Below are 11,552 nucleotides of genomic sequence, written 5' to 3'. Positions count from 1 at the left end.
GCGCGTGGAAATGGATATGGGCCAGCGCGGCCCCCGACAACACCAGGAACACCAGGCCGATCAGGCGCCAGGAGAACAGCCAGCCGCTCCACTGCCACGGCTCGTGGCGCTGGCGGAAGATCTGATAGGCCTTGATCGCCAGCAGCAGCGGGAAGATGTAGGCGAAATAGCCCAGCACCATGAACAGGATGTCGGCGCTGTAGGAACCGGCCGGACCGCCGAAGTTCTGCACGTCGTCGATCTTGCTGTTATGGCTCCAGCCCGGATCGTCCTTGCCGTAGGTCAGCAGGGCCATCATCAGGAACAGGCACAGGGCGCCGATGGCGATCAACGCACCTTCCTTGAGCCGGTAGTGCAATTGCTGGCGCCAGAGCGGAACGACTGGTTTGGGTGCTGCGGTGGATTTCTTCAAAACGCTTCTTTTCCTGCGCCAACGGCGCGTCCATCTGTTGAATGACTATAAAAAACTGCCCATGACGAGCAGGTAAAAAAGTGAATGTGCACAACCGGTACTACTTTTACCACTGTGGGGTGCATCCAGAAAACCGCAGGTGTTGCCGAAGATTTTGATCTTTAGCCCATCCTGCGTTCAAAACTCAAGCATTGTACGGGTTTGTCCGCGCCAAGGCATTGCCTGACAGCATAGCCGGATACAGGGTGTACACGCGCCAATTGGACCATGCATTCTCTTTTGTGACAAAGGCTTATGAGGTGTTTTTTATGAGCGAAGTGAAGCATTCACGCCTGATCATTCTCGGTTCCGGCCCTGCGGGGTACAGCGCTGCCGTCTATGCTGCCCGCGCCAACCTCAAACCCGTTGTCATTACCGGCCTGCAGGCCGGTGGCCAGCTCACCACCACGGTGGAAGTCGATAACTGGCCCGGCGATGTCGAAGGCCTGACGGGCCCGGTACTGATGGAACGCATGCAACGGCACGCCGAGCGCTTCGACACGCAGATCGTCTACGACCATGTCCACACCGCCAAGTTGCAACAGCGCCCATTCGAATTGATCGGCGACAGCGGCACCTACACCTGCGATGCGCTGATCATTGCCACCGGTGCCTCAGCCCAGTACCTGGGACTGCCTTCGGAAGAAAGCTTCGCCGGCAAGGGAGTTTCGGCGTGTGCGACCTGCGATGGCTTTTTCTATCGCAACCAGGTGGTGGCCGTGGTCGGCGGCGGCAATACCGCGGTCGAGGAAGCCCTGTACCTGTCGAACATCGCCAGGGAAGTGCACCTGATCCACCGTCGCGACAAGCTGCGTTCAGAGAAGATCCTGCAGGACAAACTCTTCGAAAAGGCCGCCAGCGGCAATATCAAGCTGCACTGGAACCAGAACCTGGACGAAGTCCTGGGCGACGCCAGCGGCGTGACTGGCGCGCGCCTGCGCCACAGCGAGACCGGCGAAACCAGCACCCTGTCCCTGGCCGGCGTGTTCATTGCTATCGGCCATAAACCCAATACCGAGCTGTTCCAGGGCCAGCTGAAGATGCGTGACGGCTACCTGCTCGTACGCGGCGGCAACGAAGGCAACGCCACCACGACCGATATCGAAGGCGTGTTCGCCGCCGGCGATGTGGCCGACCATGTCTATCGCCAAGCGATTACCTCCGCCGGCGCTGGCTGCATGGCCGCACTCGACGCAGAGAAGTATCTCGATGACATCCCGGCCGTTTGACGGTTAACCTTCCAGGCGGGCGCTCGCTGATGGACGAGGCCCGCCACCTGCCGCCCTCCCCTTCTACTAAGCCGGATACCAATGCTGACCTGGTTACAACGCAACACTTTCGAGTTCCCGCCACTGGCAAAAGCCATGCGCGATCCCAACGGGTTATTGGCCGCCGGTGGCGATCTATCCGCCGACAGGCTGATCCAGGCCTATCGCCATGGTTGCTTCCCATGGTTTTCCGAGGGGCAGCCGATCCTCTGGTGGTCGCCGGACCCGCGCACGGTGCTGTTTCCCGACGAACTGCACATATCCCGCAGCCTGGGCAAACTGCTGCGCAAGCAGCGCTATGAAGTGACGTTCGATCGAGATTTTGCCGCGGTCATCCAGGCCTGCGCCGCGCCGCGGGACTATGCCGAGGGCACCTGGATCACCGACGCCATGCAAACCGCTTATCTGGAACTGCACCGACGCGGTTTCGCCCATTCGGTGGAAGTGTGGGACCAAGGGGCATTGGTGGGCGGCCTGTATGGCTTGGCCATGGGCCAGCTTTTTTTTGGCGAGTCCATGTTCAGCCGGGCCGACAATGCGTCGAAATTCGGCTTCGCGAGGCTGGTCCAACACCTCAAGGCCGCCGGTTTCGTGCTGATCGACTGCCAGATGCCCACCGAGCATCTGCACAGCCTGGGCGCCCGCTCGATTCCACGGACTGAGTTTGCGGGCTATCTCAAGGCCCATCTGGATCAACCCAACCACGCAACCTGGGTTTGCTGAGCGACATTCGCGCTCGTGGCTTACACTTAAATTTAAAAGCTTATCCGAGGGTTGATCATGACCGAGTTGGCGCGCTTGAAGTTCTATGCCACTCAGCCCCACTCTTGCAGTTACCTGCCAGAGGAGCAGGCCACGACGCTGTTCCTCGACCCTAGCCAGCCCATGGATGTGCATGTCTACGCAGACCTGTCGGAAATGGGCTTTCGTCGTAGTGGCGACCATCTCTACCGGCCCCATTGCCAGCATTGCAACGCCTGCGTCCCGGCGCGCATCCCTGTGGCGCAATTTTTGCCCAATCGTCAGCAGAAACGCATTTTCAAGCGCAACGCCGACCTTCAGGTCCGCCCAGCCAAGCCGCAGTTCACTGAAGAATATTTCGACCTGTACCAGCGCTACATCGAACAACGCCATGCCGATGGCGACATGTATCCGCCCAGTCGGGATCAGTTCTCGACCTTCCTGGTACGTGATCTGCCGTTTTCCCGCTTCTACGAATTCCGCCTCGAAGGGCGCCTGGTCGCCATCGCCGTCACGGACCTGCTGCCCAATGGGCTTTCGGCGGTGTACACCTTCTACGAGCCAGACGAAGAACGGCGCAGCCTGGGGCGGTTTGCCATCCTCTGGCAAATCAACGAAGCCCGGCGCCTGGGACTGGAAGCGGTGTACCTGGGCTACTGGATCAAGAACTGCAAGAAAATGAACTACAAGACCCAATATCGCCCCATTGAACTGCTGATTAACCAGCGGTGGGTTGTCCTGAGTTAGATCCCTTCGGCTTAAAAGCTAGAACCCCTTGGCTTGAACCCCCTTTTTCGGGCACAATGCACGCCGCTTTTGCCTGGCGCAGTTGCACCGGGCCATTCACTGGATACCGAGGGCTTTACTGCATGTCGAAAGAAGACAGCTTCGAAATGGAAGGCACTGTCGTCGACACCCTGCCCAACACCATGTTTCGTGTGGAGTTGGAAAATGGGCACGTCGTAACCGCGCATATCTCCGGCAAGATGCGCAAGAACTACATTCGTATTCTTACCGGTGACAAAGTGCGCGTCGAGCTGACGCCCTATGACTTGAGCAAAGGGCGCATCACTTACCGCGCTCGCTAACAAGTCAATACAAAACGCCCGGCTGATGCCGGGCGTTTTTGTTTGTGGGAGCCAAGCTTGCTCGCTCCCACAAGGGATTGGTGTGGGGCTGGAATAGCAAAAAGGCGCCTTTCGGCGCCTTTTGCTGTGTTGCGACTAACGATCAGGCCATTTCGGCCGTGGTTTCGAAGTCGAAGGTCAGTTCGCCGTCCTTGATGTCGATGTGGACCACACCGCCATGCTCGGCCAGTTCGCCAAAGAGGATTTCCTCGGCCAGCGGACGCTTGATCTTGTCCTGGATCAAGCGAGCCATCGGCCGCGCCCCCATCGTCACATCGTAACCACCTTCTGCCAGCCAACTGCGGGCCGCATCGGTGACTTCCAGCAATACACGCTTGTCCTCGAGCTGCGCCTGAAGTTCGGTAAGGAACTTGTCCACCACGCTCTTGATGACTTCATGGCTGAGGCGACCAAACTGGATAATGGTGTCCAGGCGGTTGCGGAATTCAGGCGTGAAGCTCTTCTTGATCACTTCCATCGCATCGGACGAGTGGTCCTGATGGGTGAAACCGATCGAAGCTCGAGCCGCGGTTTCGGCCCCGGCGTTCGTGGTCATGATGATGATCACGTTGCGGAAGTCCGCCTTGCGCCCGTTGTTATCGGTGAGCGTACCGTGGTCCATGACCTGCAGGAGCAGGTTGAAGACTTCCGGATGCGCCTTCTCGATTTCATCGAGCAACAATACGCAGTGTGGCTGCTTGGTGATGGCTTCGGTCAGCAGGCCGCCCTGGTCGAAACCGACATAGCCTGGAGGCGCACCGATCAGACGCGATACGGTGTGGCGCTCCATGTACTCGGACATGTCGAAGCGAACCAGCTCGATACCCATTGCCTTGGCCAGCTGCCGCGCGGCCTCGGTCTTGCCGACACCGGTAGGACCGGCGAACAGGAACGAACCCACTGGCTTGTCTGGTGACTTGAGACCGGCGCGGGACAGCTTGATGGCGGTCGACAGCGAGTCGATGGCCGCATCCTGGCCGAACACCGTCAGCTTCAGGTCACGCTCCAGGTTACGCAGCAGCTCCTTGTCGGAACTGGTGACGTGCTTAGGCGGAATACGCGCGATTTTCGCCACGATGTCCTCGACCTGAGGCACTTCGATGCGCTTGACGCGTTTCTCCACCGGTTGCAGGCGCTGGTAGGCACCCGCCTCGTCGATGACGTCGATGGCCTTGTCCGGCATGTGCCGGTCGTTGATGTAACGCGAGGCCAGCTCAGCCGCCGCGCGCAGGGCTTCATCGCTGTATTCGATGTTGTGGTGCAGCTCGAAACGCCCTTTCAGGCCGCGCAGGATACCTATGGTGTCTTCCACCGAAGGCTCCGACACATCGACCTTCTGGAAACGCCGGGCCAGGGCACGGTCTTTCTCGAAGATCCCGCGGAATTCCTGGAACGTGGTCGAGCCGATGCAACGGATATCACCCGACGACAGCAACGGCTTGAGCAGGTTAGACGCATCCATGACCCCACCCGACGCCGCCCCGGCACCAATAATGGTGTGGATCTCGTCGATGAACAGGATCGCTTGCGGACGTTTTTTCAACTCGCCAAGCAACGCCTTGAAGCGTTTCTCGAAATCACCGCGGTATTTGGTACCGGCCAGCAAGGCACCCAGATCGAGGGAGTACACCACGCTGTTGGCCAGCAGGTCCGGCACCTGGTTGTCGACGATGCGCTTGGCCAGGCCTTCGGCGATTGCGGTCTTGCCCACGCCCGCCTCGCCCACCAGCAATGGGTTGTTCTTGCGACGCCGAGCCAGGATCTGTGCGACACGCTCGACTTCCGCTTCGCGCCCGACCAGCGGGTCAATGCGTCCCTGGCGTGCCAGTTCGTTCAGGTTGCTGGCATAGGCATCCAATGGGTTGCCTGAAGAAGAAGACTCACCGCCCTCGTCGTCCTGCATATCCTGCTCACCCTCGGAATGATCGCCATGCCCCGGCACCTTGGAGATGCCATGGGCGATGTAGTTGACGACATCGATACGCGCAACGCTCTGCTGCTTGAGCAGGAACACCGCCTGGCTTTCCTGCTCGCTGAAGATGGCAACCAGCACGTTGGCGCCGGTGACTTCACGCTTGCCCGAGCTCTGTACATGGAAGACAGCACGCTGCAGGACACGCTGGAAGCCCAGGGTTGGCTGGGTTTCGCGATCCTCGTCATGGACGGGGATCAATGGCGTGGTGGAGTCGATGAACTCCTGCAGATCATGCTTGAGTTTATCGAGGTTCGCGCCGCAGGCACGCAAAACGGTGGCGGCAGCCTCGTTATCCAATAGGGCCAGCAGCAGGTGTTCGACGGTCATGAATTCATGACGCTTCGAACGAGCCTCCTTGAAGGCAAGATTGAGGGTGACTTCGAGCTCGCGGTTTAACATAGCTTCACCTCATACCCAAGTGGTCGGCGTTAACCGTCCTTCTCGATTTCACAGAGTAGCGGATGCTGGCTTTCCCGGGCGTACTGGTTGACCTGCATGGCCTTCGTCTCGGCGATGTCGCGGGTAAACACTCCACATACTGCCCGTCCCTCTGTATGGACGGCCAGCATGACCTTGGTCGCCAGCTCGCGATTCAGGTTAAAAAACACCTCGAGCACTTCGACGACGAAATCCATCGGTGTGTAGTCATCGTTGAACAAAACCACCTTGTACATCGGTGGCGCCTGTAATGCAGGCTTTGCCTCCTGAACAGCAATGCCTGCGGAATCGTCGTCGTGTAGATCCGGGCGATCCTGATTGAATGTTAGTCGAATCTGGCTGACTGCATGCATGGAAAGAAAGGTTCGTTTAGTTGGCGAATACAGTGATGGGGGCGCTTGTGGGCGATTTCAACCACGACCACCCGGCCACCTTGACTATCGGCAAAACGGTGTTACAACCAATAGAGCCCATCGTGGGTTAAAAAGGTCCGTGGAATCTATCCTTACTTCAAGATTAGCCTGCGGATGGACTGGATGATACTCCAGTGATGGAGTGCGTTGCAGAGGGAAATGGGTTATGTCGGTCGTCAAGATGAATGGCAAGGTGAAATGGTTCAACAATGCCAAGGGCTACGGTTTCATTATCGCGGCCGGCAGGGATGATGAAGACCTTTTCGCCCATTACTCGGCCATCAACATGGAAGGCTATAAAACCCTGAAGGCCGGACAGCCTGTGACGTTCGACGTCATCCAGGGACCCAAGGGCCTGCACGCGGTCAACATCAGGGTTGTCACCGTCGAAGAAACGCCCGCCCCTGTCCAGGTCAGGGTCACCGAGACCCATTGACCGGCCGCCGCACCGGACAAATGAAAATGCCCGACTCGATCACTCGAACCGGGCATTCGCGCTGAGCGCCGATCCGCTTACATGTGCGAGATCAGGGCATCACCGAAGCCCGAAGACGACACCAGCTTGGCGCCCTCCATCAGACGTTCGAAGTCATAGGTCACGGTCTTGGCCGAAATCGCGCCGTTGGTGCCCTTGATGATCAGGTCGGCCGCTTCGGTCCAACCCATGTGACGCAGCATCATTTCCGCCGACAGGATCAGCGAGCCAGGGTTGACCTGGTCCTTGCCGGCATACTTGGGCGCGGTACCGTGGGTGGCTTCGAACATTGCCACGGTGTCGGACAGGTTGGCGCCTGGCGCAATACCGATACCACCCACTTCCGCCGCCAGGGCGTCGGACAGGTAGTCACCGTTCAGGTTCAGGGTGGCGATCACGTCATATTCGGCCGGACGCAACAGGATCTGCTGCAACATCGCATCGGCGATGGCGTCCTTGACGACGACATTCTTGCCGGTCTTCGGGTTCTTGAACTGCATCCACGGCCCGCCGTCGAGCAGGGTCGCGCCGAACTCCTCGGCCGCCACTTCGTAGGCCCATTCCTTGAAGGCACCTTCGGTGAACTTCATGATGTTGCCTTTATGCACGATGGTCAGCGAATCGCGGTCATTGTCGACAACATATTGCAAGGCCTTGCGAGCCAGGCGCTGGGTGCCTTGCTTGGAAACCGGCTTGATGCCGATGCCGCAGTCCTCGTCGAAACGGATCTTGGTCACACCCATTTCTTCTTTCAGGAACTTGATGACCTTGGTGGCTTCAGCCGAACCGGCCTTCCACTCAATGCCTGCGTAGATGTCCTCGGAGTTCTCGCGAAAGATGGTCATGTCCACGTCGCCAGGCTTCTTGACCGGGCTTGGCACGCCTTCAAACCAGCGCACCGGACGCAGGCACACGTACAGGTCGAGCTGCTGGCGCAGGGCCACGTTCAGCGAACGGATACCACCGCCCACCGGCGTGGTCAGCGGACCCTTGATGGAAACCACGTAATCCTTGACCGCGTCCAGGGTTTCCTGGGGCAGCCAGGTGTCCTGGTCGTAGACCTGAGTCGCTTTCTCACCGGCATAGACTTCCATCCAGGAAATCTTGCGCTTGCCGCCATAGGCCTTCTGAACCGCAGCGTCCACAACCTTGATCATGACCGGACTGATATCGACGCCAATGCCGTCGCCTTCGATGAAGGGGATGATCGGGTTGTCGGGAACATTAAGAGAATGGTCTGCATTGACGGTAATTTTGTCACCGACGGCTGGAACCTGAATCTTTTGATACCCCATGCTGAACTCCGTTGCTTGGATTGAACATCTGGCTGCGTTCGAGCGTACCCCACTTGAATCGGCGCGCAAACCCTACGTTAGGCTCATCCGGGGTAAAGCGTTGCAGTTCGCGGTGTACAACCCTGAAAACCAAGGGAAAAGCGCCAAACATGAGCATAGCCTGCTCCTTGGGTACTGCGACGTTTAGACCAATGGACGTGTACGGAAGTCTATGAACCATCGGCAGATTGCCAGCTACCTATGTATAATGCCGCCGCTGACCACAGGGTCACGCTGGCTGAGCGCTCTATCACAGGTCTTTCCGCCAGTTTAAAAGCCGGACCGTTACCGCGGCCCAACCGCTTGACGCTCGACTGATGCACCCAACATCACCGCGAAGAAACCTCGACATTCGGTTCACGGATGACTTTGAACGAACGCGCTTACCCGGCGCCCCTCGAGTTTCTGCGCATGCTTTAGCAAAGAAGAGAGTTAATCCGAATATGCCCACCCGCTCGAAGATCATCTATACCTTCACCGACGAAGCGCCCGCCCTCGCCACCTACTCGCTGCTGCCGATCGTCGAAGCCTTTACCGCTTCGGCCGATATCGCCGTGGAAACCCGCGATATCTCCCTCGCAGGGCGCATCCTGGCCAGCTTCCCCGAGCAACTGGGTGACAAAGCCGTAGCCGACCACCTCGCCGAACTGGGCGACCTGGCCGTTACGCCCGAAGCCAACATCATCAAGCTGCCGAACATCAGCGCCTCGGTACCGCAACTGCAGGCCGCGATCAAGGAATTGCAGGCCCAGGGCTACCCACTGCCGGACTACCCGGAAACCGTGACCAGCGACGCCGAGAAAGACGCTCGCGCCCGCTACGACAAGATCAAGGGCAGCGCCGTGAACCCGGTCCTGCGCGAAGGCAACTCCGACCGTCGCGCGCCGCTGTCGGTCAAGAACTACGCCCGCAAGCACCCGCACAAGATGGGCGCCTGGGCAGCCGACTCCAAATCCCATGTAGCCCACATGAGCACCGGTGATTTCTACGGCAGCGAAAAAGCCGCCCTGATCGACGCCGCCGGCAGCGTGAAAATCGAGCTGATCGCCCAGGATGGCACTGCCACTGTCCTGAAGGAAAAAACCACCGTACAAGCCGGTGAGATCCTCGACTGCGCCGTGATGAGCAAAAACGCCCTGCGCGACTTCATCGCCGCTGAAATCGAAGACGCCAAGCAAAAAGGCGTTCTGCTGTCGGTTCACCTCAAGGCCACCATGATGAAGGTCTCCGACCCGATCATGTTCGGCCAGATCGTTGCCGAGTTCTATAAAGACGCCCTGGCCAAGCACGCACAAGTGCTGGAGCAGATCGGCTTCAACCTGAACAACGGCATCGGCGACCTGTACGCCCGCATCAAGGCCCTGCCGGTCGAGCAGCAGGCGCAGATCGAAGCCGACATCCAGGCGGTCTACGCAGCGCGCCCATCCCTGGCGATGGTCAACTCCGACAAAGGCATCACCAACCTGCACGTGCCGAGCGACGTCATCGTCGACGCCTCGATGCCGGCCATGATCCGTGACTCCGGCAAGATGTGGGGCACCGACGGCCAACTGCACGACACCAAGGCCGTGATCCCGGATCGCTGCTACGCCACCATCTACCAGGCGGTGATCGAAGACTGCAAGCAACACGGCGCCTTCGACCCAACCACCATGGGCAGCGTGCCGAACGTTGGCCTGATGGCCAAGAAAGCCGAAGAGTACGGCTCCCACGACAAGACCTTCCAGATCAAGGTCGACGGCGTTGTCCGTGTTTCGGACAGCAACGGTCGCACCCTGCTGGAGCAGAGCGTCGAAGCTGGCGACATCTTCCGCATGTGCCAGACCAAAGACGCGCCGATCCAGGACTGGGTCAAACTGGCCGTCAACCGCGCCCGCGCCAGCAGCACCCCGGCGATCTTCTGGCTGGACCCGATGCGCGCCCATGACGGCGTCGTGATCGAGAAAGTCCAGACCTACCTGAAGGACTACGACACTGCCGGCCTGGACATCCGCATCATGTCGCCGGTCGACGCGATGAAGTTCACCCTGGCCCGCACCCGCGAAGGCAAGGACACCATCTCGGTGACCGGCAACGTACTGCGCGACTACCTGACCGACCTGTTCCCGATCATGGAACTGGGCACCAGCGCCAAGATGCTGTCGATCGTACCGCTGATGAACGGCGGTGGCCTGTTCGAAACCGGCGCTGGCGGCTCGGCCCCCAAGCACGTGCAGCAATTGCTGGAAGAAAACTTCCTGCGCTGGGATTCCCTGGGCGAGTTCCTGGCCCTGGCCGCGTCCCTCGAGCACCTGGGCGTGACTTACAACAACCCTAAAGCGCTGGTGCTGGCCAAGACCCTGGACCAGGCTACCGGTGAGTTCCTGGACCGCAACAAGTCGCCTTCGCGCAAGGTCGGCGGCATCGACAACCGCGGCAGCCACTTCTACCTGACCCTGTTCTGGGCCCAGGCACTGGCCGCTCAAGACGACGACGCAGCCCTCAAGGCTCAGTTCGCTTCCCTGGCCAAGACATTGACCGACAACGAAGAAAAAATCGTTGCCGAACTCAATGCCGTGCAAGGCAAGCCCGTGGACATCGGCGGTTACTACTTCGCCAACCCGGAGCTGACCAGCAAGGCCATGCGCCCGAGCAACACCTTCAACGCGGCGATTGCTGCACTGGTGTAAGGTTGTAGGCAGTACCACAAACCCCGGCCTAGTGCCGGGGTTTGTGTTTCTGGCATTTAGAACCCACCCCTGTGGGAGCGAGCTTGCTCGCGATTGCAATTCATCATTCAATTCAAATATTGACTGACCCACCGCTATCGCGAGCAAGCTCGCTCCCACAATAAAATCGGGGTACGGTCGGAGAGATAGGCCGGCCGTTAGGCCGCCTCGCGAGCAAGCTTTGCTCCCACAGATCTGACAGGTGTATGACCAGGAGAACCAGGCCGGCTGTTAGGCCGCCTCGCTTTTGATCTTGATCTGGGGCGCCCCGTTAACCACGATGGCCGAACGCAGGCATTGTGGAGCGGGCATCCCGGCATGGATGCCGGGATAGCCGCGCTGGGCCATGGATGGCCCTTCGCGGCGGCCCACGGAGCAATTCCGGAGAGAGGGCATGCCGAGCCTAGGCGAGGCACCGAGTGGTGGGGCATGAGCGTTTTGCTTACTTTTGACTGGGCCGGCTTCCGGGCTTCTCAAAAGTGAGCCGCTGTAAGAGCCAGCCCTTTCAAGGTCTTTTGGCTTTAGCGGCCTTGAGCACCCGATCCGTCGACACGTGAGCATTCGCGGCTTTGCCTTCCAGCCACTCTTTGGATTTGGGCACCTTCGGGCCCCGTTTGCTCTT

Annotated in this window: 10 protein-coding genes; 6 read left to right on the top strand and 4 right to left on the bottom strand. The window is 59.3% G+C overall.

Annotated features, from left to right (window positions below; translation table 11 throughout):
- Nucleotides 1-412 (bottom strand): DNA translocase FtsK 4TM domain-containing protein (locus tag KGA89_RS28385; protein ID WP_223473095.1); only part of this gene is annotated, 412 nt, incomplete at its 3' end.
- A 308-nt stretch (nucleotides 413-720) separates the two neighbouring features.
- Here KGA89_RS28385 and trxB point away from each other — a divergent pair.
- The 4 genes from trxB to infA all read left to right on the top strand — a co-directional run bounded on the left by trxB (nucleotide 721) and on the right by infA (nucleotide 3,548).
- Nucleotides 721-1,680, top strand: a complete 960-nt coding sequence (gene trxB, locus KGA89_RS28380; protein WP_223473094.1) for a thioredoxin-disulfide reductase — start codon at nucleotides 721-723, stop codon at nucleotides 1,678-1,680.
- Between the two features lie 81 nt (nucleotides 1,681-1,761).
- Nucleotides 1,762-2,442 (top strand): leucyl/phenylalanyl-tRNA--protein transferase, encoded by a 681-nt coding sequence (gene aat / locus KGA89_RS28375; RefSeq protein WP_003203336.1) that lies wholly within the window; start codon nucleotides 1,762-1,764, stop codon nucleotides 2,440-2,442.
- A gap of 57 nt (nucleotides 2,443-2,499) precedes the next feature.
- Nucleotides 2,500-3,207 carry an arginyltransferase gene (locus KGA89_RS28370; protein ID WP_003203338.1) on the top strand — a complete coding sequence of 236 codons (708 nt, stop codon included), beginning with the start codon at nucleotides 2,500-2,502 and terminating at the stop codon, nucleotides 3,205-3,207.
- 122 nt (nucleotides 3,208-3,329) lie between these two features.
- A complete protein-coding gene (gene infA, locus KGA89_RS28365) occupies nucleotides 3,330-3,548 on the top strand; it encodes a translation initiation factor IF-1 (RefSeq protein ID WP_002553999.1) in 219 nt (72 codons plus the stop codon).
- Nucleotides 3,549-3,690: 142 nt separating this feature from the next.
- Here the strand turns inward: infA and clpA are convergent, their stop codons facing one another.
- Nucleotides 3,691-5,961: an ATP-dependent Clp protease ATP-binding subunit ClpA gene (gene clpA, locus KGA89_RS28360; protein WP_003203340.1), complete on the bottom strand. Its 2,271-nt coding sequence runs from the start codon at nucleotides 5,959-5,961 to the stop codon at nucleotides 3,691-3,693.
- Nucleotides 5,962-5,990: 29 nt separating this feature from the next.
- Nucleotides 5,991-6,353, bottom strand: coding sequence for an ATP-dependent Clp protease adapter ClpS (gene clpS / locus KGA89_RS28355; protein WP_003180089.1), 363 nt, complete (start codon nucleotides 6,351-6,353; stop codon nucleotides 5,991-5,993).
- A gap of 226 nt (nucleotides 6,354-6,579) precedes the next feature.
- On the opposite strand from clpS, the gene KGA89_RS28350 reads away from it, so the two are divergent.
- Nucleotides 6,580-6,849: a cold shock domain-containing protein gene (locus tag KGA89_RS28350; RefSeq protein WP_003203343.1), complete on the top strand. Its 270-nt coding sequence runs from the start codon at nucleotides 6,580-6,582 to the stop codon at nucleotides 6,847-6,849.
- A gap of 77 nt (nucleotides 6,850-6,926) precedes the next feature.
- Here the strand turns inward: KGA89_RS28350 and icd are convergent, their stop codons facing one another.
- Complete coding sequence (gene icd / locus KGA89_RS28345; protein WP_003203344.1) at nucleotides 6,927-8,183, bottom strand: NADP-dependent isocitrate dehydrogenase; 1,257 nt, start codon at nucleotides 8,181-8,183, stop codon at nucleotides 6,927-6,929.
- A 482-nt stretch (nucleotides 8,184-8,665) separates the two neighbouring features.
- Between icd and KGA89_RS28340 the strand changes: the two genes are divergently transcribed.
- Nucleotides 8,666-10,891, top strand: coding sequence for an NADP-dependent isocitrate dehydrogenase (locus KGA89_RS28340; RefSeq protein WP_223473093.1), 2,226 nt, complete (start codon nucleotides 8,666-8,668; stop codon nucleotides 10,889-10,891).
- Nucleotides 10,892-11,552: the final 661 nt, after the last annotated feature.

The sequence above is a fragment of the Pseudomonas sp. A-RE-22 genome (assembly GCF_019956035.1).
Lineage (GTDB): Bacteria > Pseudomonadota > Gammaproteobacteria > Pseudomonadales > Pseudomonadaceae > Aquipseudomonas > Aquipseudomonas brassicacearum.
The sequence above is the reverse complement of the archived record's forward strand: the minus strand, read 5'-3'. Positions and strand labels throughout refer to the sequence as shown.